The following is a 23,894-nucleotide window of genomic DNA, read 5'->3' as shown; positions in this document are numbered from 1 at the left end:
CTGTGCGTAATTTGATTCTTGTAGGCCCGATGGGTGCCGGGAAAAGCACCATCGGGCGTTTGCTTGCCAAAGAGCTGCGTTTGCCTTTCAAAGACTCCGACAAGGAGATCGAGCAACGGACAGGTGCTGACATTCCCTGGATCTTCGATGTTGAAGGTGAGCAGGGTTTTCGTGAGCGTGAGCAGGCGGTGATCGCTGAGTTGTGCGAGCAGGATGGCCTGGTACTGGCGACGGGGGGCGGGGCGGTGATGCGTCCTGAAAACCGTTCGACGCTCTGGCGTGGTGGGCGTGTGGTGTATTTGCATGCGTCGGTCGAGCAGCAGCTTGATCGGACTGCCCGTGATCGTAATCGGCCATTGCTGCGCACGGCGAACCCAAGCAAAGTGCTGGGTGAGCTGCTGGCGATACGTGACCCTCTATACCGCGAAATTGCCGATGTGATCGTGGAAACCGACGAGCGACCTCCACGTATGGTTGTCCAGGAGATCATTGAGCGGCTCGAGGCGTTGCCCCCCCGTTAAAGCGCAGGCATAACTGCGCTATCCTAGGACCCTTTCCTGACCGGGGGCTCCATGCAAACTCTTCACGTCGATCTCGGCGAGCGCAGCTATCCCATTTATATCGGTGCCGACCTGCTGGGGCAGGCGCAGTTGCTTGCGCCTCACATTGTCGGGCGGCAAGTGGCGGTGGTGACCAATGAAACCATTGCACCGCTGTATCTTGAGCGCCTATTGGCCAGCCTTGCCGGCTACAACGTGGTTTCCATTGTGTTGCCGGATGGTGAGGCGCATAAGAACTGGGAAACCCTGCAGCTGATTTTTGATGGTCTGCTCGGCGCGCGCCATGATCGCCGTACCACTGTCATAGCCTTGGGCGGTGGCGTGATCGGTGATATGGCTGGCTTTGCCGCGGCTTGTTATCAGCGTGGGGTTAACTTCATCCAGATTCCCACCACGCTGCTGTCGCAGGTTGATTCCTCGGTTGGGGGCAAAACAGGCATCAATCACCCGCTTGGCAAGAACATGGTCGGTGCGTTTTACCAGCCGCAGGCGGTACTCATCGATACTTCCTCACTCGTCACCCTGCCGCCGCGCGAGTTGTCGGCGGGTTTGGCGGAAGTGATCAAGTACGGTTTGATCTGTGATGCCCAATTCCTCGATTGGCTCGAAACCAATATGCCGGCGCTGCGATCGCTGGATCAGACTGCTTTGACGCTGGCTATCGAGCGCTCCTGTGCCGCCAAGGCGCGAGTCGTTGGTGCGGATGAGCGTGAGGCTGGGGTGCGGGCTACCCTGAACCTTGGGCATACCTTTGGTCATGCCATCGAGACGCACATGGGCTATGGCGTTTGGTTGCATGGTGAGGCTGTGGCAGCGGGGACGGTCATGGCGCTGGAAATGTCTTGCCGTCTGGGCTGGATCAGCCAGGCCGATCGTGATCGCGGTATTCGTCTATTTCAGTCAGCCGGCTTGCCAGTCGTTCCCCCTGCCGAGATGACACCTGAACAGTTCCTCGAACATATGGCAGTCGACAAGAAAGTGCTCGATGGCCAGCTACGGCTGGTGCTGTTGCGCCAGATGGGGGAGGCGGTCGTGACGGCCGATTACCCGCGTGAAATTCTCGATGCCACGCTGCGTACGGATTACCGCGCGCAGGTGGATCTGCTTACACATCAATGAGTGGCTCATGACCAGTTTGCATGCCGACGAGGCGTTTCTCGATCACTACCAGTTCACCCATGATCCCTTTGCGGCTCGCGTGCCGGGCTTCAAGTTTTTCCCGGCGCAGCGCAAGCCGGTGCTGGGCCAGTTGCATCATCTGGCGCGCTATAGCCAGCTGCTGTTGGTGGTGACTGGCCCGCTCGGCAGCGGTAAGACGTTGTTGCGCCAGGCATTGGTTGCCAGCACCAACAAGCAGGCTGTGCAGAGCGTGGTGGTGTCGGCGCAGGGCGCGACCGATCCGGCCAGTCTGCTACGCCAGATTGCCCAAGCGCTGCAGGTCCAGCAGGCTGATCCGCGCGCCATTCTGGCGCAGGTTGGCCAGTTGGCGCTCACCGGGCAGGAGGTTTATCTGCTGGTCGATGATGCTGAGCAGTTGAGTGAGGCCGCGTTGGTCGCTCTGCTAGCTCTCGCGGCAGGTAACGGTGAGGGCCGGCCGCATGTGTTCCTGTTCGCTGAGCCTGAGGTGATCGAGCGGCTTGAGGTGCTGGCTGCCGGGGAAGAGCGCTTTCATGCCATCGAGCTGCAGCCTTACAGCGAAGATGAAACACGCGAGTACCTGGCGCAGCGGCTCGACGGTGCTGCGCAGGGCATCGAGCTGATCAGTGATGAGCAGATAGCCGAGATTCACGAGCAGTCTGGCGGTTGGCCAGGTTCAATCAATGAGGTGGCTCGCGAAACATTGATAACCGCCATGCTGGCCAGCCGAGGTAAAGCCAAGCCTGGTGGGGCCGGTTTTCGCTTGCCGCGCAAGCACGCATTGGCACTTGTGGTAGTGGCTATCGGGGTGCTTGCTGCCTGGCTGATGCAGGGCCGTGAGCTCACCACGGAGCCGGCTTCGACTGTGCAACAGGTGCCCGCTGCTGAGCCGCAAGGGGGTCCATCCACACCTGCGCAAGAGTCTGCGAGTACAGGTGTACCGGCGATCGAGTTTGCCGGTAACAACCAACCGCTGCCATTGCCGTTAGTGGGTGACGCGCAGCCGGTCATTCGCCAGCCGTTGGCTGAGGCGGCCGGGATGAGTGCTGGTGATGATGCGGAGGTCGACGGGGGAGAGCCCGTGATCAATTTGCCGCCGCCGGTCCCGGTTGCCCCTGTGACACCATCTGCGCCTGTTGCTCAGGCGCCAGTCCCGGCGACAGCACCTGCACCTGCACCTGCACCTGCACCTAAGGCTGTTCCTGTGACGACCCCTAAGCCTGCTCCTGCTCCGGCGCCTGTGGCTGCTTCAGCGGCTGCCGGTTGGTATGGCGCTCAGGCTGACGGTCGTTTTACCCTGCAGATTCTGGGTGCCCGGGCGGAGCGCAGTGCTCAGGCATTTGTCAGTGAGCACGGTAGTGAGTACCGCTATTTCCGCAAGCAGCACCAGGGGCAGCCGCTTTACGTGGTGACCTATGGTAGTTTCGCCAGTCGTGATGCGGCCCAGGCGGCCCTGCGCGGCCTGCCGGCTAAGGTGCAGGCCGGTAAGCCATGGCCGCGGACCTTCGGCAGTATCAAGCAGGAAATCGCCCAGTCCCGCTGAGCACGCTAGATAACCTTCAGGTCGGTAGCACGGCTTGCAGGTTGAGTCCTTCGTTTTAGCGACATAAATTTGCATGGCTTCGCCACGAAATTTGTGAGCGCCAGGGCGGATATGTACAATAACCTCCCTTTTGCCTGCGCAATGCTGGGGCACTGCCCTGCGCGTACGGTAACTTGTTGAATTAGAAAGCAATAGCCTTGAAAAAGGCAGCCTGGTGAGAGTCCCTATGAAAGCAGGTTTGTACCGTCCTGATGAGTTCAAGGATAACTGCGGCTTCGGCCTGATCGCCCACATGCAGGGCGAGGCGAGCCATCACCTGCTGCAGACGGCCATCGAAGCGCTGACATGCATGACCCACCGCGGTGGGATCAACGCCGATGGCAAGACCGGTGATGGTTGTGGCCTGTTGATCCAGAAGCCCGATGCCTTCCTGCGCGCGATTGCTCAGGAGCAGTTTGGTGTAGCGCTGCCCAAGCAATATGCGGTCGGCATGGTGTTCTTCAACCAGGACCCGGCCAAGGCCGAGGTTGCCCGCGAGAACATGAACCGCGAAATCAGCAATGCCGGGCTGCAGTTGATTGGCTGGCGTAAGGTGCCGGTCGATACCAGCGTGCTGGGGCGCCTGGCGCTGGAGCGGCTGCCGCAGATCGAGCAGGTGTTTATCGGCGGCGATGACCTGTCCGATCAGGATTTCGCCATCAAGCTGTTCAGTGCCCGCCGTCGTTCCTCGGTGGCCAACGTCGATGACAGCGAGCACTACATCTGCAGCTTCTCGCACAAGACCATCATCTACAAAGGCCTGATGATGCCGGCCGACCTGCAGCAGTTCTACCCGGACCTGGGTGACGAGCGGCTGCAAACGGCTATCTGTGTATTCCACCAGCGCTTTTCCACCAACACCCTGCCGAAGTGGCCGCTGGCGCAGCCGTTCCGCTTTCTTGCGCACAACGGCGAGATCAACACCATCACTGGTAACCGCAACTGGGCCCAGGCGCGGCGGACCAAGTTCGCCAACGACCAGATCCCCGATCTGGACGAGCTCGGCCCGCTGGTCAACCGCGTCGGCTCCGATTCCTCTAGCATGGACAACATGCTCGAGCTGATGGTCACCGGCGGCATCGACCTGTTCCGTGGCGTGCGCATGATCATTCCGCCAGCCTGGCAGAACGTCGAGACCATGGACGCCGACCTGCGCGCGTTCTACGAGTACAACTCCATGCACATGGAGCCCTGGGATGGCCCGGCCGGCGTGGTGTTGACCGATGGTCGCCATGCCGTCTGCCTGCTCGACCGTAACGGCCTGCGCCCGGCGCGCTGGGTGACCACCACCAATGGCTACATCACCCTGGCCTCGGAAATCGGCGTGTGGGATTACCAGCCCGAGGACGTGATTGCCAAAGGCCGCGTTGGCCCGGGGCAGATCCTGGCGGTCGACACCGAGACCGGTCAGGTGCTCAACACCGAGGACATCGACAACCGCCTCAAGTCGCGCCACCCCTACAAGCAGTGGCTGCGCAAGAGTGCCCAGCGCATTCAGGCGACCCTGGAAGACCGCGATCACGGTTCGGCGTTCTACGACAGTGACCAGCTCAAGCAGTACATGAAGATGTACCAGGTCACGTTCGAGGAGCGCGACCAGGTATTGCGCCCGCTCGCCGAGCAGGGCCAGGAGGCGGTCGGCTCCATGGGTGACGACACGCCGATGGCGGTGCTCAGCCAGCGTGTGCGCTCGCCCTATGATTATTTCCGTCAGCAGTTCGCTCAGGTCACCAACCCGCCGATCGACCCGCTGCGTGAAGCCATCGTCATGTCCCTGGAGATCTGCCTCGGTGCCGAGCGCAACATCTTCGAGGAGTCGCCGGACCATGCCAGCCGCGTGATTCTCAGCTCGCCGGTTATTTCGCCCGCCAAGTGGCGTGCGCTGATGAACCTGGACCGTCCAGGCTTCGAGCGTCAGATCATCGACCTGAACTATGACGCCTCGATCGGCCTGGAAGCAGCCGTGCGTAACATGGCAGACCAGGCTGAAGAAGCCGTGCGTGGCGGCAAGGTGCTGCTGGTACTGACCGACCGACACATCGCCCCCGGCAAGTTGCCGGCGCATGCGGCGCTGGTCACCGGAGCGGTGCACCATCGCCTGACCGAAAAAGGCCTGCGTTGTGATTGCAACATCCTGGTCGAGACGGCGACTGCCCGCGACCCGCATCATTATGCGGTCCTGCTGGGCTTTGGCGCGTCGGCGGTCTATCCGTTCCTCGCCTACGAAGTGCTCGGCGATCTGATCCGTACCGGCGAAGTGCTGGGCGACCTCTACGAGGTGTTCAAGTACTACCGCAAAGGCATCTCCAAGGGCCTGCTGAAGATTCTCTCGAAGATGGGCATCTCCACGGTGGCGTCTTACCGTGGTGCTCAGCTGTTCGAGGCCATCGGCCTGGCCGATGACGTCACTGAGCTGTGCTTCCGCGGTGTCGCCAGCCGCATCAAGGGTGCGCGTTTTGTCGACATCGAAGCCGAGCAGAAGCTGCTGGCTGCCGAAGCCTGGAACAACCGCAAGGCGATCCAGCAGGGCGGTTTGTTGAAGTTCGTCTACGGCGGCGAATACCACGCCTACAACCCGGATGTGGTGAGCACCCTGCAGGTGGCTGTGCAGCAAGGCAGCTACGAGAAGTACAAGGAATACAGCGCGCTGGTCGATACCCGTCCGGTATCGATGATCCGTGACCTGTTGGCGCTCAAGCTGGCGGATCAGCCGTTGGCGCTGGACCAGGTCGAGCCGCTGGAGTCGATCTTCAAGCGTTTCGACTCCGCCGGTATCTCCCTGGGCGCGTTGTCGCCGGAAGCCCATGAGGCCATCGCCGAGGCGATGAACCGCCTCGGCGCGCGCTCCAACTCCGGTGAGGGCGGTGAAGACCCGGCCCGCTATGGCACGCTGCGCAGCTCGAAGATCAAGCAGGTGGCCACCGGCCGTTTCGGCGTGACCCCGGAGTACCTGGTCAACGCCGAAGTGCTGCAGATCAAGGTTGCTCAGGGCGCCAAGCCCGGTGAGGGCGGCCAGCTGCCAGGTGGTAAGGTCAATGGCCTGATCGCCAAGCTGCGTTATGCAGTGCCGGGCGTGACCCTGATCTCGCCGCCGCCGCACCATGACATCTATTCCATCGAAGACCTGGCGCAGTTGATCTATGACCTCAAGCAGGTCAACCCGGCCGCCCTGGTGTCAGTCAAGCTGGTGGCAGAAGCCGGCGTCGGTACCATCGCCGCCGGCGTGGCCAAAGCCTATGCCGACCTGATTACCATCTCCGGCTACGACGGTGGCACCGGCGCCTCGCCGCTGACTTCGATCAAGTATGCCGGTGCGCCCTGGGAGCTCGGCCTGGCCGAAACCCACCAGACCCTGCGCGGTAACGACCTGCGCGGCAAGGTGCGGGTGCAGACCGACGGCGGCCTGAAAACTGGCCTGGACGTGGTCAAGGCGGCCATTCTCGGTGCCGAGAGCTTCGGCTTCGGCACCGCGCCGATGATCGCCCTGGGCTGCAAGTACCTGCGCATCTGTCACCTGAACAACTGCGCCACCGGCGTGGCCACGCAGAATGACAAGCTGCGCAAAGACCACTTCATCGGCACCGTCGAAATGGTGATGAATTTCTTCACCTATGTCGCCGAAGAAACCCGCGAGTGGCTGGCCAAGCTGGGCGTACGCAGCCTGGAAGAGCTGATCGGGCGCACTGACCTGCTCGAAATGCTGCCCGGCGAGACCGACAAACAGCAGCACCTGGACCTCACGCCGCTGCTCGGCAGTGATCACATTCCGGCGGACAAGCCGCAGTTCTGTCTGGTCGAGCGCAACCCACCGTTCGACCAAGGCCTGCTGGCCGAGAAGATGGTCGAGTTGGCCAAGCCGGCAATCGATGCCGCCAGCGGCGCGGAGTTCGAGCTGGACATCTGCAACTGCGACCGTTCGATCGGTGCGCGGGTGTCGGGTGAGATCGCCCGCGTGCATGGCAACGAAGGCATGAATGGCGCGCCCATCACCTTCCGCTTCAAGGGCACGGCCGGCCAGAGCTTTGGTGTGTGGAACGCCGGTGGCCTGAACCTGTACCTCGAAGGCGATGCCAACGACTACGTCGGCAAGGGCATGACTGCCGGCAAGCTGGTGATCGTGCCGCCCAAGGGCAGCCCGTTCAAGACCCAGGACAGCGCCATCATCGGCAACACCTGCCTGTACGGCGCCACCGGCGGCAAGCTGTTCGCCGTGGGGACCGCGGGTGAGCGCTTCGCTGTGCGTAACTCCGGTGCCCATGCCGTGGTCGAAGGCACGGGTGACCATTGCTGCGAATACATGACCGGTGGCTTTGTCTGTGTACTGGGCAAGACTGGCTACAACTTCGGCTCCGGCATGACCGGTGGCTTCGCCTATGTGCTGGACCTGGACAACAGCTTCTATGACCGGGTCAACCACGAGTTGGTGGAGATCCAGCGGATCAACAACGAGTCGATGGAAGCCTATCGCAGCCATCTGCAGCGCGTGCTCACCGAATACGTGCAGGAAACTGCCAGTGAATGGGGACACAATGTCCTGGAAAACCTGGACGATTACCTGCGCAAGTTCTGGCTGGTCAAACCCAAGGCTGCCAGCCTCAGGTCCTTGCTCACCAGCACCCGCGCCAACCCGCAATAACCGCAGCTGCAAGCGGTCAGCCTCAAACCACCAGGTGGTGGAGGCTGACCAGCTACCGTGATCGTCTTGCAGCTTGAAGCCGTGCGCTGAAGCTGCTGTTAAGAGGTTTTTATGACTGAACGTCTGAATAACGACTTCCAGTTCATCGAAGTTGGGCGCAAAGACCCGAAGAAGAAACTGTTGCGTCAGCGTAAGAAAGAGTTCGTCGAGATCTACGACAACTTCAAACCTGCGCAAGCGGCCGACCAGGCGCACCGCTGCCTGGGCTGCGGTAACCCCTATTGCGAGTGGAAGTGCCCGGTGCACAACTTCATTCCCAACTGGTTGAAGCTGGTGTCCGAGGGCAATATCCTCGCCGCCGCCGAGCTGTCGCACCAGACCAACACCCTGCCGGAAGTCTGCGGCCGCGTGTGTCCGCAGGACCGTCTGTGTGAGGGCGCCTGTACCCTGAATGACGGCTTCGGCGCGGTGACCATTGGCTCGGTGGAGAAGTACATCACCGACACCGCGTTCGCCATGGGCTGGCGCCCGGACATGTCCAAGGTTAAACCGACCGGCAAGCGTGTTGCGGTGATCGGCGCCGGCCCGGCCGGTCTCGGTTGTGCCGACGTGCTGGTGCGCAACGGCGTGACCCCGGTGGTGTTCGACAAGAACCCGGAAATCGGCGGCCTACTGACCTTCGGTATTCCCGAGTTCAAGCTGGAAAAAAGCGTGCTCAGCCGCCGCCGTGAAGTCTTCACCGGCATGGGGGTCGAGTTCCGCCTGAACACCGACGTCGGCACCGACGTGACCATGCAGCAGTTGCTGGATGAGTACGATGCGGTGTTTATGGGCATGGGCACCTACACCTACATGAAGGGCGGCTTCCCCGGTGAAGACCTGCCAGGCGTGCACGATGCCCTCGACTTCCTGATCGCCAACGTCAACCGCAACCTGGGCTTCGAGAAGTCGCCGGAAGACTTCGTCGACATGAAGGGCAAGCGCATTGTTGTGCTCGGCGGCGGTGACACAGCCATGGACTGCAACCGCACCTCGATTCGCCAGGGCGCCAAGAGCGTGACCTGCGCCTATCGCCGTGACGAAGAGAACATGCCGGGCTCGCGTAAAGAGGTGAAGAACGCCAAGGAAGAAGGCGTGAAGTTCCTCTTCAACCGTCAACCCATTGCCATCGTCGGCGAAGACAAGGTCGAAGGCGTGAAAGTGGTTGAGACCCGTCTTGGCGAGCCGGATGCCCGTGGCCGCCGCAGCCCCGAGCCGATCCCAGGCTCCGAAGAAATCATCCCGGCGGAAGCCGTGCTGATTGCCTTCGGTTTCCGTCCAAGCCCGGCAGCCTGGTTTGGGGACTTCACCATCCAGACTGACAGCCAGGGCCGTGTGGTCGCGCCCGAGCAGAGCCAGTTCAAGCACCAGACCAGCAACCCGAAGATCTTCGCCGGTGGCGATATGGTGCGCGGTTCCGACCTGGTGGTGACGGCAATCTTCGAGGGGCGTAATGCCGCTGAGGGGATCCTCGACTACTTGGGCGTCTAATCGATTGTGTCGCGGCTTGCCCGCGACAAATTGACCCGATGGATAAAGGCACGGCACTCGCCGTGCTTTTTGTTTTGTATTGCCATTCCGGCTTGCAGCTGTTTCTGGTGTATTGCTATATTAATACACATGAATCCAGAAGCCCTGTACATCGAACCCGCTTCGCCCGACCCCATTTACCGGCAGATTGTGGGGCAGATCGCACGCATGATCGCTGCTGGTCAATGCCAGCCAGGTACTCGCCTTCCCTCGGTACGAGAGGTTGCAGCCGCGCACGCCATCAACCCGATGACTGTTTCCAAGGCTTATTCGCTGCTGGAAGAGCAGGGGTTGCTCGAGCGTCTGCGTGGCAAGGGCATGGTGGTCATGGCGCAGGCCGCCGTCAGGCAGCCACGTGCTGAGCGCTTACAGGTGCTGACGCCTCTGCTCGCCGAGTTGGTTCGTCAGGCGCGCCAACTTGATCTGGATTTTAAGCAGGTAACGGAGGCTTTACGGCCATTGATGGAGAAAAAGGAATGAGTTTAGTGTGCAACTCGGATGCAGTGATTGAGGTCCGTGGTCTGGCAAAACGCTATGCCGATCATCAGGTGCTGGATGATCTATCGCTACGTGTCGAGCCAGGTAGCATTTTGGGTCTGGTCGGCCGCAATGGAGCCGGCAAGAGCACCTTGCTGCGCTGCATGCTTGGTCTGCTACGCGCCGATAAGGGGCAAGCGTTCGTGCAGGGGCGTGATGCGTTGCGCCTTGATGATCAGGCCAAGAGCGCGCTGAGTTATGTGCCGCAACAGCCCGACAGTTTCCCGTGGATGACGGTAGGCGCCATGCTGGATTTTGTCGGAAGTCTTTATCCGAATTGGGATGCCGACCTGGTAAAGCGGCTACTCGATCGCTGGGAGCTGTCGCGGGCGCGGCAATTGAACAAACTATCTCCCGGCGAGCGTCAGCAGGTGGCCCTAATTCGTGCGTTGGGCAGTCGACCGCAGTTGCTGGTGCTGGATGAGCCAGCTGCGGCGCTTGACCCTGTGGCACGTCGTGAGCTGCTACGCGAGATCGTTGGTAGCGCAGCCGAGCAGGGCGCTACGGTGATTCTGTCGACGCATATCATTTCTGATCTTGAGCGCATCGCCTCTGAGGTCGCCTTTCTGCATCAAGGGCGATTGCTGCTGCAGGCCGGTCTGGATGAATTAAAAGATGAAGTTCGCCGTATCGTGCTGCCGGCTGATGTCAACCTACCGCAAGAGCGATTACGCGGTGAAGTCATGCGCCATCGTCTTAGCGATGGCGGCTATAGCGTGTTGTTACGCCTTGCTGATGGCAGCGCTTCGCTACTGCCTGGCAAGTACCAAGCGCAGACTCTGGGCCTGGAGGATCTGTTCCTGGAGTTAGTGCGATGATCGCTATGCACTGGCGTAGTCTGTGGCCGGAAAGCCAGCGTCTGTTGTTTGCCCTTGCCATCTGCAGCACGTTGACCATCTTGAGCGTTTACTTCGGTCCGAAGGTACGCGGCAATAGTATGCAGAATGTGCAGACTTTGGCCTGGTTGCTCGCGGGGTTGCAGTGGGGGCTGCTGGTTTCTGCGCGGCCTTTTCAGCTTGCCTGGCATATGCTCGGATTGCGGATGCCGGGAGCTATCAGGGTGGTGAGCCTTGGTGTCGTTGCCAATTTGGGGTTATGCCTTCTGGCTATTTCCAGCCTGGCGGCGCTATCTGAATACGCAAATGTTTCCCGCCTGGGGGCTGGGCTGCTGCTGGGCTGGAGCCTGGCTTTGTTGATACTGGTGTTGCCTGCTCATCACATAACCGCAGCTATAGTGCCTGTTCTGCTGCTGGCCGGCACTTATTGGCAGGCCTGGTGGCCGCAGACGACCGCAGAGTATGGAGTGCCCGCCCTGGTCATCCTGACCCTGGCAGCAGCCCTGTGGTTCTACGTATGCAAGCGACGCTGGCCGATACTAGCGCTAGCTGTCGAGATGCCATTGCGGCTGACCGTGCAGGACGAAGATGTGGCGCTATTCCGTAAGGCAAATGCGCCGGATTTAAGCGCTGGACTGAGTCCAGTCCAGCGGCTGCGCGAGGTGCTCGCTCCCGAACTAAAGGGCATCATCCAGGAGGCGAGCTGGCCTAACCGACTGCTGGGTGCGCTGTTTGTATGCAGTGGCATTGGCTTTTTGCTGTGGCTGGAGCCGAATCGTGGAACTCGTTTTGTTATTGCCTATGGAATAGTTGCCGCATGTCTGATGCTGGTATCGCAGCCTGCACGTTATCTGCTGGCAGAGCGTAATCGTACCAGCCAGTCGCTAGTCGCCGAGTTGTGCTTGCTGCCGGGGTTGCCGAGTGACAGGCGGTGGCTCTTGGGGTTGTGCCTGCAGATATTGCGTGGCATGTCGGAGCGACTGGTTTTCCTGGGACTCTTTATCAGCCTGATCGGTTGGAATTATGGTTTTCCAACCGCCTGGCTGCAGTGGGTCTGGCTCTATCTGTTGGTGATTCTGTCTCTGGGTTTAGCGCAGGCTTTGCAGATTGGCCTGCTAGGTTATACGCTGGGCCGCTGGCGGCTTTTCGAATTTGTGATGATGATTGTCGCTATTGCCAGTAGCGCCTGGTTGCTCTCTAAAGATGAATCCACGAGCCTGCTGTTGTGGTCGTGGTTGGTCCTGCTGGCGCTATCCTTGGCCTTCTGCGTCCGGCTCTTTCAGGGCCTGCAGCGGCGTGGCGCGCCGTATTTTTCTTGAGCGAGGCAAATCGTCGCAATTGGTAAAAGGCATGGTCCCCACCGTGCCTTTTGTTTTGCGCTCTGCGAAAATGCCCGCACTTTTTTACCGATTACTTTTCTCGGGAACTGCCATGACCGCCCTGAAGAACGACCGCTTCCTTCGTGCTCTGCTCAAGCAACCTGTCGACGTCACCCCGGTGTGGATGATGCGCCAGGCCGGTCGTTACCTGCCGGAATACCGCGCCAGCCGCGCCAAGGCCGGGGACTTCATGAAGCTGATGATGAACCCCGAGTTCGCCTGTGAGGTGACCCTGCAGCCTCTGGACCGCTACCCGCAACTCGACGCGGCGATCCTGTTTTCCGACATCCTCACCATTCCCCATGCCATGGGTCAGGGCCTGTATTTCGAGACCGGCGAAGGGCCGCGCTTCAAGAAGGTCATCAGCTGCGCCGCCGATATCGACGCGTTACCGATCCCCGACCCGGAGCAGGACCTGGGCTACGTGATGGATGCTGTGCGCACCATCAAGTCGGCGCTGGGTGGCCGTGTACCGCTGATCGGCTTCTCCGGCAGCCCCTGGACCCTGGCGACCTACATGGTCGAGGGCGGCTCGTCGAAGGACTTCCGCAAGATCAAGGCGATGCTCTACGACCAGCCTGAAGCCATGCACGCCCTACTCGACAAGCTGGCGCAGTCGGTGACCCTCTACCTCAATGGGCAGATCCGCGCGGGCGCCCAGGCCGTGCAGATATTCGATACGTGGGGCGGCAACCTGTCGTCGGCGGCCTACCAGGAGTTCTCCCTGGCCTATATGCAGAAGATCGTTGCCGGCCTGATCCGCGAGCACGACGGCCGTAAGGTGCCGGTGATTCTGTTCACCAAGAACGGTGGGTTGTGGCTGGAGTCGCTGGCCGCCGCGGGCGCTGATGCACTGGGGCTGGACTGGACCTGCGATATTGGCGAGGCGCGTCGTCGCGTTGGCCAGCAGGTAGCACTGCAGGGCAATATGGATCCGACGGTGCTGTATGCCAAGCCATCAGCCATTCGCGCCGAAGTGGCGCGTATCCTGAGCAGTTATGGCGCAGGCAGCGGGCATGTCTTCAACCTGGGCCACGGCATCACCCCGGAAGTCGATCCAGCCCATGCTGGGGCCTTCCTCGAAGCGGTGCATGAGTTATCAGCGCAATACCACGTTTAATCCTGAAAGGGCCGCAGATGCGGCCCTTTCAATTTATGGACGGTGCTTTTCAGCGTTGTTCGAGTCATCTGGTGACCAAACATCTCGCCCTTGTCATGTCCTTTGCATAGAATCCAGGGGTCTATAGGTTCAGGGAGGTGTGACATGCGACGCGTGGTGTTCAATCAGAAAGGCGGTGTCGGCAAGTCGAGCATCGCCTGCAACCTGGCGGCGGTGAGTGCATCCCAGGGGTATCGTACCCTGCTGATCGACCTTGATGCCCAGGCCAACTCCACGCATTACCTCACTGGGCTCACGGGTGATGACATCCCCATGGGAATCGCCGAGTTCTTCAAGCAGACCCTGGCCAGTGGGCCGTTCGGCAAGAAGAACCAGGTCGATATCTACGAGACGCCGTTCGATAACCTGCACGTGGTGACCGCCACGGCCGAGTTGGCCGATCTGCAGCCCAAGCTCGAGTCCAAATACAAGATCAACAAGTTGAGCAAGCTCCTTGACCAATTGGCCGAGGATTACGACCACATCTACCTCGATACCCCGCCAGCGCTGAACTTCTACACGGTTTCGGCGCTGATTGCCGCGGATCGCGTGCTGATCCCCTTCGACTGCGACAGTTTTTCACGCACGGCGCTGTACGGCCTGCTGCGCGAGATTGAGGAGTTGCGCGATGACCACAACGAGGGGCTGGCGGTCGAGGGCATCGTGGTCAATCAGTTCCAGCCTCGTGCCACCTTGCCGCAGCAACTGCTCGACGAGCTGATCGCCGAGGGGCTGCCGGTGTTACCGGTGAACCTGATGAGTTCGGTGCGCATGCGCGAGTCCCATCAGGCCTGCATGCCGCTGGTGTATATGGATCCGCGGCACAAACTGACCCAGCAATTCGTCGAACTGCACGACCTGCTCGTCGCCGCGCAGTGAACCCGCCGCGCGGTTAGCGCACCACCAGCACATCACAGGGCGCCTTGTGCAGAAAGTGCTGCGCCAGGCTGCCCAGCAGCGCCTGTGACAGCGCGCTACGGCCGTGGCTGCCAAGCACCAGCAGATCGCTGCGTTGTACCTTGAGCTGCTCCTGCAGCCGGCGCAGGATGCCGCCGTCATACACCGAGTGACTCAGGCGCGCGCCCTTGTCCGGCAGTTTCTGCGCTTCATCGTGCAGCAACTGTTCGATCAGCGCCCGCTGAATCTGCTGTTGCGCCTCGATCTGCCCGGGCGTGCCCTTGTCCGGGTCGAACACATGCACGGCATGCAACTGCGCATCGGCGGGGAGCAAGCGGTAGCCCTGCTCCAGGGCGCTGCAGGCGCACAGGGAAAAATCGATGGCCGACAGGGCGCGGCTATAGGGCTGGATTTCATTGCGCGCGACCAGCAGCAGCGGCACGGGGCACTGCCGGGCAATACGGTCAAGGCTGGTGCCGGAGAAAAAGTCATGGCGCTGTTGGTGGCCGCCGAGCACCAGCAGGTCGCACGCCTGCGCCTGCACCTCTTGCAGTACCACTTCCGAGGGTTTGCCACTGCGCACCAGTAACGCGCTGCCGCCAGGGGCAAATGCCGTCAGGCTGCGGTCCAGGGCCTGGCGGGCCTTTTCGTGTTGTTCGCTGGTCTGCGCTGGGTCGAGCACGTGCAACACGCTCAGGCGCGCGCCGTGTTGCTCGGCCAACTGGGCTGCACGGCGCAAGGCCATGTCGGCCGTGTCGCGCAGGTCATGGGCAATCAGGATGTGGGTGAACATGGAAACTCCCGCCGAGGCGCCAGCAAATGATTATTGTGCTCCATCAATTAGCTGGTCTTTTGACTTGTGGCAAGGCCAGCGGTCAGCGACGTCGCAGTTGGTAGAGCGCGCTGCTGTCCGCCACGACCTCACCGGCGTCATTCGTCAGCACCAGTGTCAGGCTGAATTCCGCTTTGCCGTTGCTCTGCGCCTGGGCTTGCAGGGCGTCGATCAGCTCGGCAGACAAGCGCGCCTCGACCCGAATATCGCCCAGTGCCGGACGGCGAAAGTTGAGGTTGAAGGATTTGACGATGGGGTAGTAGCGCTGTGCATCGAAGCTGGTGAGAAACAGCGCGCCGCCGGGCATTTCTGCCAGGGTGAACAGCGCACCGGCATACATGCTGCCGATATGGTTCTGGTTACCCGTCAGGGGCATGCACAGGCGCACGAAGCCGGGTTCGAGCACCTCGGCCTTGAGGCCGCTGCGCTTGACGAAGGCAATCTGCTCTTCGGTCAGCTGACGAATCAGCTCGGCTGGCATCGACATGCTTGGACTCCGCTGGCTGGGATTTACTCGCAGCCTAGCGGGCATGATGGACGGCGGGAATGACCTCACGCGGTCAGTGGGTTGACCGATCCGCTCAGATCCCCTGCTGGCGCAGCCAAGCCAGCAACTGGGGCAGCGGCAGGGCGCCGCTCTGGCGGGCGACTTCCACGCCGCCTTTGAACAGAATCAGGCTGGGAATCGAGCGGATACCCAGGCTGCCCGACAGTTGCGGCGCCGCCTCGCTGTCCAGTTTGCCCAGGCGGCAGCGGCCATTTAGCTGGCCGGCGGCCTGCTCGTAGATAGGCGCAAAGCTGCGGCATGGGCCGCACCAACTGGCCCAGACATCCACCAGCAGGGGCAGGTCGCCTTTGAGTTGGCTGGCGAAGTTGCCTTGTGTCAGCTCGAAGGGTGTTGTCGGCAGTACTTCGGCCTTGCAGCGCCCACAGCGGGGGCTGTCGCCCAGGCGCGCGGGAGGAATGCGGTTAAGGCCGTTGCAGTGGGGGCAGGGGATAAGCAGAGGATCGGACATAAAACGGCTCCAGTAGCGTTGGCTGTTACATGGCGCCGCGCGCGCTGGATATCAAGTCATGCGGGCGTGAGCGGGAAGAACCAGGGAATCACGAAGCTGGCCACGACCCAGAGCAACAGATTGAGCGGGATACCGACCTTCATAAAGTCGGTAAAGCGATAGCCGCCGGCGTTGTACACGAAGGTGTTGGTCTGGTAGCCAATGGGCGTGGCGAAGCTGGCGCTGGCGGCGAACATTACCGCTACCACGAAGGCGCGCGGGTCGACGCCCAGGTGTTGAGCCATGCCGATGGCAATGGGCGTGACCAGCACGGCGACGGCGTTGTTCGACAGCACCTCGGTGAGGATCGAGGTGAACAGGTAGATAAAGCTCAGCATCAGCAGCGGCCCGGCCCAGGGCATCAGGCCCATGACATTGCTGACCATCAGGCTGACCAGGCCGACCTTGTCCATGGCGATGCTGATGGCCAGCATGCCGAAGATCAGGCTGAGGATTTTCCAGTCCACCGCTTTGTAGGCGTCTTCCACATCCAGGCAGCGGGTCGCCAGCACAGTCACCGCACCGATGATCGCCAGGCCCTCGATGGGCATCACGCCAAAAGCCGCCAGCAGCATCACCGCGAGGGTGGCGATGATTGCAATCGGCGCCTTGTCGCGGCGGAAGGCACGCTCTTGCACAGCGTTGAGGCTGATCAGATCGCCATTGTCGGCAAAGCGTTTGATCTGTGTCGGCGTGCCTTCGACCAGCATCACGTCGCCGAATTGCAGTTCGAAGTCATCCAGGTTGCCCTGGATGTTCTCGTCCTGACGGTGCACGGCCAGCACGGCGATGCCGTAGCGCGCGGTCAGGTCGAGGTCGCGCATGGGCCGGTGGCTGTAGCGCGAGTTACGCCCGACGATGGCCTCGGCGAGGATCACGTCGTGGCTGCTGATGGTTTCAAAGGCATCGCTGCGGTTGAAGATCAGGTGGCCGCTTTCGCGCAGCTCTACCACGTCCTTGACCTGGCCGTGCAGCACCAGTTGGTCGCCGGCAAGCAGCAGGGTGTCGTGGGCCGGCTCGGTCAGTTGCTGCTCGTCGCGGAAGAACTTCAGCACCTGCAGGCCGCTGCCGCCGTTGAGGTGCGCTTCGTGCAGGGTCTTGCCGATCACTGGCGAGTCATGCGGCACCAGCAGTTCGGTCATAAAAGTGCGGTCGAGGTTCGGGCGCAACTGCTTGGACAGGGTTTCGCGCTCGGGCAACAGGCGATGGCCAATGGTCAGCAGGTAGGCCATGCCGAACGCGGCCATGATCAGGCCGGCGCCAGTGATTTCAAAGATGCCGAAGGGCGCCAGGCCTGCCTTGCGTGCCACACCGTCGACCAGAATATTGGTCGAGGTGCCAATCATGGTCAGGGTGCCGCCGAGAATAGTGGCGTAGGACAGCGGAATCAGCAGCTTCGACGGCAGAGTGCCGGCGCGGCGCGCCAGGGAAATCGCCACCGGGGTGAGGATGGCCACCACGGGGGTGTTGTTCAGGCAGGCGGAGGCCACCAGGGCGGTGACTGTCAGGCCGGTCAGCACGCGGATCGGGCTGGTACCGACCAGGTCACCCAGCCAGTTGCCGAGAGCGTCGATGCAGCCGGTGCGCTCAAGCGCGGCGGACAGCACGAACATGCAGGCGATGGTCACCGGCGCCGAGTTGCTCAGCACGCTGAGCACTTCTGCCGGGGTCAGCAATTGGGTAATCAGCAGCGCGGCCACGGCGATGGCCGCGACTATGTCCGGGCTCCAGGTTTCGCGGACGAAGGCATACAGCACCCACAGCAGCAGGGCGCCGACGAACAACAGGGGCAGGGAGTCCCAGTACATGAACATCCTTGGCGTGCGAATCTCGTGTGAGGTATCGGCGGCCAAGCCGGGTTGGGCGGCCACACAAGGCGCAGAAGATAAGGCTTGCTGCTTAGAGAGTCTAAGAATGTTTGGAAAGGTTTATATGCCTTTTCGATTTAATAGATAAGGCTGTGCCGACCACTCTGGCGCGCACTGTGCCTGTGCGCCAAGCCAGCTGAGGATTAGGCTCAGGGCTTTGCACCTAGGGGGTTGATATGCGCCAGCTTGGCATTTTGGGTGGCATGAGCTGGGAGTCCACGGCCAGCTACTACCGCTTGCTCAATCAGGGCGTGCGCGAACGCCTGGGTGGTTTGCATTCGGCGCCGTTGCTGCTGCATTCCGTGGATTTTGCCGAGGTCGCCGAACTGCAGCACCGTGGTGACTGGCTCGCGGCCGAGGCACTTTTGGCCAAGGCCGCGCAGGGGCTGGAGCAAGCAGGGGCGACAGCTCTGCTGCTGGCCACCAACACCATGCACAAGGTGGCGCCGGCCATCGAAGCGGCAGTGGATATCCCCCTGTTGCATATCGGTGATGCCGTGGGCCAGGCGCTACAAGACCAAGGCGTAAAACGCGCGGCCTTGCTCGGTACGCGCTTTACCATGCAGGAAGACTTCTACCGTCAACGCCTGGCCGAGCGCTTTGACATCGAGGTGATGATCCCGAGCGCAGCGCAGATGACGGAAATCGACCGTGTGATCTTTGCCGAGCTGTGCCAGGGCCAGTTTCTGCCCCAGGCGCGCGAGTTCTATCTGGACTGCTTGCGCTCGCTGCAGGCGCAGGGCGCCGAAGTGGCGATCCTTGGCTGCACGGAGATCGGTTTGCTGCTCGATGGCATAGACGCGCCACTGCCCTGGCTCGACAGCAGCGCGCTGCATGTGGCGATGGGGTTGGAGTGGATGTTGGGTGGCGTTTAGGTCGTCTGTGGGAGGCGCTTTAGCGGCGATTGTCGCGGCTAAAGCCCCTCCCACAACTGGCTACGAGGAGCAGCTGATTTCCAGGTGCTTACCCCACTCCGGCGGACGCTGGGCATAGCGCTCGAAGCCGGGCTGCTCATCGAAGGGGTGTGACAACACCTGATGCAGCTCGCGCACCGGGGCGTAGTCGCCCTGTTCGGCGGCTTCGATGGCTTGTTGCGCCAGGTAGTTGCGCAAAATGTACTTGGGGTTGGCCGCGTGCATGCGCGTGCGCCGTTGCGTTTGCTCGTCGCCATCCTGAGCGCTGCGCGCCAGGTAGTCGGCGGCCCAGGCGTCGAAGCCGGCCAGGTCGGTAAAGTCATCACGCAGGCGCGCCACCGCTTGCGCTGCCGGGCTGTCGCCGAGCTCGCGGAAGAACAGGCTGTAGTCCACCGCGCTGCTCTGCATCAATTGCAGCAGGCGTTGCACCAGGGCTTCGTCGCCGTCAGCGGCGCTGAGCAGGCCCAGGCGTTTGCGCATCAGGTCGAGGTAGTGCGCCTGGTACAGCGGCAGAAACAGGCTCAGGCTTTCGCGCAGCGCCTCTACCTCGACCAGCGGCACCAGGGCCTGGCCGAGGGCGGCGAGGTTCCACTGGGCAATCGGCACCTGATTACTGAACGAGTAACGGCCGCTGTCATCCGAATGGTTGCAGATGTGTTTGGCGTCGAAATCATCGAGAAAGGCGTAGGGGCCGTAGTCGAAGGTGATACCGAGGATCGACATATTGTCGGTATTCATCACCCCATGACAGAAGCCGTAGGCCTGCCAGTAGGCGATCATCGTCGCGTTGCGTTCGATGATCTCGCGGAACATCGCCAGATACGGCTGCTCCTGCTGCAGGCAGTCGGCGTAGTGGCAGCGCAGCACGTGTTCGGCCAGCTGTTTGAGCTGCTCATGCTGCTGGGTGTAGTAGAAGTACTCGAAGTGACCGAAGCGGATATGGCTGGGCGCCAGGCGCAGGACCATGGCGGCGGTCTCCTGCCGTTCGCGCCACACCGGGGTGCTCGAGCCAGTCACGCACAGCGCCCGCGAGCTGGGGATGCCGAGGGCATGCAGGTGCTCGCTGGCGAGGAATTCACGGATCGACGAGCGCAGCACTGCGCGGCCATCGCCCGAGCGGGAGTAGGGTGTTTGCCCGGCGCCCTTGAGGTGCAGGTCCCAGTATTCACCCGCATCGTTGATCACTTCGCCGAGCAGCAAACCACGGCCGTCACCCAGGCGCGGGCTGTAACCACCGAACTGGTGACCGGAATAGACCATGGCGCGCGGCTCGGCCGTACTCCACAGGGTGTGCCCGGTAAAGACCTGGGCGAACAGGTCGCTGTCGGCTTCGCTCGGGTCCAGATCGAGTAGCGCCATAGCCGTCGGGCTGGCGACTATGAGGCGCGGCTCGGTAATCGGCTCTGGCAACACCTCGGTGGAGAAGGTATCGCCGAGGCGGGCAAAGCGGTTGTCGAACTGCAGCTCGATGAGCGACTTCACGGTCTGGCTCCAGCCGGGCAGAGACTGCCCGGCGATGGTGAGAGAGTGGCCTTGGCCGCACTCTACTGAGGGTCGATTGCCGGCGTCGGTGCAGGCGGTGGTAGTTGTCCCTGCTGCGCATTGCTTGCCGCAGTGGCTGCGACCATCTGCCCAGTGGTCAGATTGAGTTCCTGGCCGTGCAGGTTCTTGATCATGACCTCGACCTGGTTGAACGCCATCTCCACATTGTGCTCACGGAAGCTGATGGCGATCCGGGTGAGAATCTCATCGGTGGAGGCGTTACGGTCGCCCAGCTCACGTACGTGGAAGCGCAGCTCGTAGTCGAAGGTGCTCGGGCTGATGGTGAGGAAGAACAAAAGCGGCTCGGGGTCGCGCAGCACCCGTGGGTTTTCCAGGGCCGCCTGGAGCATCAGTTTGCGCGCCAGGGGCAGGTCGGTTTCGTAGGCCACGCCGATCTTGATGATGACCCGGGTCACGGTGTCGTTGAGCGACCAGTTGATCAACTGATCGGTGACGAAGGTCTTGTTCGGCACGATGATTTCTTTGCGGTCGAAATCGGTGATGGTGGTGGCACGGATGCGGATCTTGCTCACCGTGCCGGACAGGTTGCCGATGGTCACCACGTCGCCGATACGCACCGGTCGCTCGAACAGAATGATCAGGCCGGAAATGAAGTTGGCGAAGATTTCCTGCAGGCCAAAGCCCAGCCCCACCGACAGCGCCGCCACCAGCCATTGCAACTTGTCCCAGCTGACCCCGAGGGTCGACAGGGTGATGACGAAGCCGATGCCAACAATCGCGTAGGACAGCAGGGTGGTGGTGGCATACGCGCTGCCCTGGGCCAGTTTCAGGCGGGACAGCACCAGCACCTCGAGCAGACCCGGTAGGTTACGCCCCAGGGCTACGGTGATGCCGATGATCACCAAGGCGCTGAGCACGTTGTTGACGCTGATCGGCACCAGGCTGGCGGTCTCGCCGGTGCCGCTGGTGTATTCGTAGAGGGTGATGTTGTCCAGGTAGGCGAACACCGAGATCAGGTCGGCCCAGACCCAGTACAGGCCGGCGATGAATGCACCGAGCAGGGTCAGGCGGATCAGACGCAGCGACTGCTGGTTGACCTGCTCGATATCCAGGGTCGGCTCTTCGATCACCACCTCTGCGCCTTCGCTGGCTGCTTCCTTGGCCTGGGCCTGGCGTTTGGCCGTGGCGCGGTGATAGGCCAGGCGCCGGGCTGCCACGCCCAGGCCGCGAACGAAGGTGGCTTCGACGATCAGCCAGATCATCAGCAAGTACAGGGTGTCGATCAACCGGTCGCTGAGCTTGAGGGCGGTGTAGTAGTAACCGAAAGCAACGGCGGCGATCAGCGCCAGCGGCAGCAGGCTGACCAGTAGTCCAAGCAGCATGCGAAACGCCGAGGCGTGCTCGCGCGCCGGGCCACTGACCAGCAGGCGGTGCAGCAGCCAGGCCATCAGCGCGTAGCACGCCAACACCACCACAATGCCCATGACGTCATCCGCCAGGCTTGAGGGCTGATGCTCGGCCACAGTGACCACCGCCACCAGGGCCATGACCACCAACCCCAGGTAACGCAACTGGCGATGCAGAAAGACCACGTGGTGGCGCGCCCAGCGGAAGTGCAGCTCGGCCACCCCGCCGGGCGTGAGCATGCGGTACACGGTGTAGAACACCAGCCAGGCTTGCGCCATCTCGAACAGTGCGGCCCCCAGGTTAGTGTTTTGCCCGCGCCCATCCATCTGCAGCATAAAGCCGCAGAGGGCGAAGAACAGCGTCCCAGGCAAGGCCAGCAACACGTTGAGCAGAATCGCCAGCGGTGTATGCAACTGGCTATCGCGCTTGAAATGGCCAATATCCTGGTGCAGGTCGGCGAGCTTTTTCGACAGAAAGGCCCGCTTCCACAGCAAACCGGCGATCAGCAGCAGCAGCGGCAGGAACAGCCAGGGGCGCTCGGCCAGCCCGGCGCCGAGCTGGCGCAGATTGGCGCCCCAGGCCAGTTCCGCGACCTGGCGCTCGAGCATGCGCGGCGTGGCTTGCAGCCAGTCGAGGTCCAGCGGTTTGTTGCTGGGGATCCAGAACATCTGCTCATCGAGCGTGGCGCGCAGAGACGCTGCCGTGCTCTGTGTCTGCTTCTGGTTGAGCTGCAGGGTGATCGATTCATTGAGCAGCGCATTGAGCTCGCGGTTGAGGCGGTCAAGCAGCTCACGTCGGGTGCTGAGCAGATCGAGCAGATTGGCGCGCAACTCCGGGGTGATATTTTCCGGCGGCTGTTGGGCCAGCAGCTTGTCGATATAGGCGCTGGGGTTGCCGGCTTCCTCGCGTTGCTGGGACAGCTCGAACTGGTAAAGGCGGATATCGGCGATCTGGTCGGCGAGCTGTTTGTCGACTGTCAGCGAGGGCAGGGCGTCTTTTTGCTGATAGAGAATTTTCGACAGCAGCAGGCTGCCTTGCAGCACGCTGATCTGTTCATCCAGCGCCTGATCGCTCTGGTTGAGCGTATCGAGCTGCTGTTGGGTCTTGAGGTTTTCCTGGGTCAACTGGTTGAGGCGATCGGTGGCGCGCAGCAGGTAGTCCGAGAGTTTCAGGTTGAGTGCGCTTTCCTGCGCCAGCAGTTTGTCCGAGCCGACCCGTTCGGCTTCCTCGGACTGTTCGGCGACGGTCTTTTCCGACTGCTCGCGGCGCTTTTCGTTGATCAGGGTTTGCAGGCTCTGCAGCTCCTGCTCAAGGCGCTTGATGCGCTCCTCCAGCAGGTTACGGCGGCTGCTGCCCAGGTCTTGCAGCAGGCTGTTGCCCGCCAGCTCCTGGCGGCGCAGTTGGGTCAGGGCGGTGAGCTGGGCCAGTTCGGCAGCCAGTTGGTCACGCTGCTCGCTGCTCAGGGGTTTGTTGTCTTCGCGGCCGTTCTTCAGGATGTTGTTGATCGCCTGGCTGCGCGCCTGGCTGCTGGCGATTTCTGCCTGAGCGCGCTCCGGACGGGTTTGTGCGGTGATGATCAGGCTATTGGCCTCGATGATCTGTTTTTGCCACTCGTTGAGCTGGGCGCTGCGCTCACTGAGCAGTGCATCCAACTGGTCGACCCGGCTATTGGCGTAGCGTGTGGCAATGGGCGCGGGTTGGCTGGCCTTGAGCCGTTCCAGTTCGCGCTGGGCTTCGCCGATCAGCCGCGGTGCCTGGTCCAGCTGTTTTTTCAGGTCGGCGAGCTTTTGCGTGCTATCGGCCTGGGCGTCGAGCAAGGCCAGGGTGCGCTCCAGGGCGAGCTTGACCTGGGTCTGCTCGGTCTCGGACAACTTGCGCTCGGCCAGGCTATCCAGGCTGCCCTGTACATCGGCGCGCGTGGGTGCCTCGGCGGCGTAAGTGAAGGGGGCGCTCAGGCAAACGCCTAGCAGGGTTGCAATCAGGTAATGACGAAAAGAGGGCATGGTCGCGATCGGCGGCTCGA

At 61.7% G+C, this 23,894-nt stretch carries 17 protein-coding genes; 11 read left to right on the top strand and 6 right to left on the bottom strand.

Annotated elements, in window-relative coordinates; genetic code table 11:
- The first annotated feature begins 2 nt into the window (after nucleotides 1-2).
- From aroK to BMW49_RS05130, 10 genes are all read left to right on the top strand, one after another.
- Nucleotides 3-521: a shikimate kinase AroK gene (aroK, locus tag BMW49_RS05175; protein WP_083251648.1), complete on the top strand. Its 519-nt coding sequence runs from the start codon at nucleotides 3-5 to the stop codon at nucleotides 519-521.
- Nucleotides 522-572: 51 nt separating this feature from the next.
- Entirely contained in the window at nucleotides 573-1,679 is a 1,107-nt protein-coding gene (gene aroB / locus BMW49_RS05170) for a 3-dehydroquinate synthase (protein ID WP_069516277.1), read from the top strand.
- A gap of 7 nt (nucleotides 1,680-1,686) precedes the next feature.
- Entirely contained in the window at nucleotides 1,687-3,240 is a 1,554-nt protein-coding gene (locus tag BMW49_RS05165; protein WP_069516276.1) for an AAA family ATPase, read from the top strand.
- A gap of 226 nt (nucleotides 3,241-3,466) precedes the next feature.
- Complete coding sequence (gene gltB, locus BMW49_RS05160) at nucleotides 3,467-7,915, top strand: glutamate synthase large subunit (RefSeq protein ID WP_069516275.1); 4,449 nt, start codon at nucleotides 3,467-3,469, stop codon at nucleotides 7,913-7,915.
- Between the two features lie 111 nt (nucleotides 7,916-8,026).
- The gene (locus tag BMW49_RS05155; protein WP_069516274.1) at nucleotides 8,027-9,445 is read left to right on the top strand and encodes an FAD-dependent oxidoreductase; all 1,419 of its coding nucleotides are present in this window, start codon (nucleotides 8,027-8,029) and stop codon (nucleotides 9,443-9,445) included.
- Nucleotides 9,446-9,574: 129 nt separating this feature from the next.
- Nucleotides 9,575-9,964 (top strand): GntR family transcriptional regulator, encoded by a 390-nt coding sequence (locus BMW49_RS05150; protein ID WP_069516273.1) that lies wholly within the window; start codon nucleotides 9,575-9,577, stop codon nucleotides 9,962-9,964.
- Nucleotides 9,961-10,839: an ABC transporter ATP-binding protein gene (locus tag BMW49_RS05145; RefSeq protein ID WP_069516271.1), complete on the top strand. Its 879-nt coding sequence runs from the start codon at nucleotides 9,961-9,963 to the stop codon at nucleotides 10,837-10,839. Before BMW49_RS05150 ends, BMW49_RS05145 begins: the two co-directional genes overlap by 4 nt.
- Nucleotides 10,836-12,176 (top strand): hypothetical protein, encoded by a 1,341-nt coding sequence (locus BMW49_RS05140; protein WP_069516270.1) that lies wholly within the window; start codon nucleotides 10,836-10,838, stop codon nucleotides 12,174-12,176. The genes BMW49_RS05145 and BMW49_RS05140 overlap by 4 nt, the downstream gene beginning before the upstream one ends.
- Before the next feature lie 112 nt (nucleotides 12,177-12,288).
- On the top strand, nucleotides 12,289-13,356 hold the full coding sequence (gene hemE, locus BMW49_RS05135; protein WP_069516268.1) for a uroporphyrinogen decarboxylase: 1,068 nt from the start codon (nucleotides 12,289-12,291) through the stop codon (nucleotides 13,354-13,356).
- 144 nt (nucleotides 13,357-13,500) lie between these two features.
- Nucleotides 13,501-14,274, top strand: coding sequence for a ParA family protein (locus BMW49_RS05130; protein WP_069516266.1), 774 nt, complete (start codon nucleotides 13,501-13,503; stop codon nucleotides 14,272-14,274).
- Nucleotides 14,275-14,287: 13 nt separating this feature from the next.
- On the opposite strand, the gene BMW49_RS05125 is transcribed toward BMW49_RS05130, so the two are convergent.
- From BMW49_RS05125 to BMW49_RS05110, 4 genes are all read right to left on the bottom strand, one after another.
- The gene (locus BMW49_RS05125; RefSeq protein WP_069516264.1) at nucleotides 14,288-15,085 is read right to left on the bottom strand and encodes a universal stress protein; all 798 of its coding nucleotides are present in this window, start codon (nucleotides 15,083-15,085) and stop codon (nucleotides 14,288-14,290) included.
- 82 nt (nucleotides 15,086-15,167) lie between these two features.
- Nucleotides 15,168-15,611, bottom strand: coding sequence for a YiiD C-terminal domain-containing protein (locus BMW49_RS05120; protein ID WP_069516260.1), 444 nt, complete (start codon nucleotides 15,609-15,611; stop codon nucleotides 15,168-15,170).
- A gap of 94 nt (nucleotides 15,612-15,705) precedes the next feature.
- The gene (trxC, locus tag BMW49_RS05115; protein WP_069516258.1) at nucleotides 15,706-16,140 is read right to left on the bottom strand and encodes a thioredoxin TrxC; all 435 of its coding nucleotides are present in this window, start codon (nucleotides 16,138-16,140) and stop codon (nucleotides 15,706-15,708) included.
- Between the two features lie 56 nt (nucleotides 16,141-16,196).
- Entirely contained in the window at nucleotides 16,197-17,987 is a 1,791-nt protein-coding gene (locus BMW49_RS05110) for an SLC13 family permease (RefSeq protein WP_069516256.1), read from the bottom strand.
- Between the two features lie 236 nt (nucleotides 17,988-18,223).
- On the opposite strand from BMW49_RS05110, the gene BMW49_RS05105 reads away from it, so the two are divergent.
- Complete coding sequence (locus BMW49_RS05105) at nucleotides 18,224-18,922, top strand: aspartate/glutamate racemase family protein (protein WP_069516254.1); 699 nt, start codon at nucleotides 18,224-18,226, stop codon at nucleotides 18,920-18,922.
- Nucleotides 18,923-18,982: 60 nt separating this feature from the next.
- On the opposite strand, the gene selO is transcribed toward BMW49_RS05105, so the two are convergent.
- Together selO and mscK are read right to left on the bottom strand one after the other, a co-directional pair.
- Nucleotides 18,983-20,443 (bottom strand): protein adenylyltransferase SelO, encoded by a 1,461-nt coding sequence (gene selO, locus BMW49_RS05100; protein ID WP_069516252.1) that lies wholly within the window; start codon nucleotides 20,441-20,443, stop codon nucleotides 18,983-18,985.
- 62 nt (nucleotides 20,444-20,505) lie between these two features.
- Nucleotides 20,506-23,874, bottom strand: a complete 3,369-nt coding sequence (gene mscK / locus BMW49_RS05095; protein WP_090390863.1) for a mechanosensitive channel MscK — start codon at nucleotides 23,872-23,874, stop codon at nucleotides 20,506-20,508.
- Nucleotides 23,875-23,894 lie beyond the last annotated feature (20 nt).

The organism is Pseudomonas cuatrocienegasensis (assembly GCF_900110925.1).
Lineage (GTDB): Bacteria > Pseudomonadota > Gammaproteobacteria > Pseudomonadales > Pseudomonadaceae > Aquipseudomonas > Aquipseudomonas cuatrocienegasensis.
This window is presented reverse-complemented; position numbering and strand designations above follow the sequence as displayed.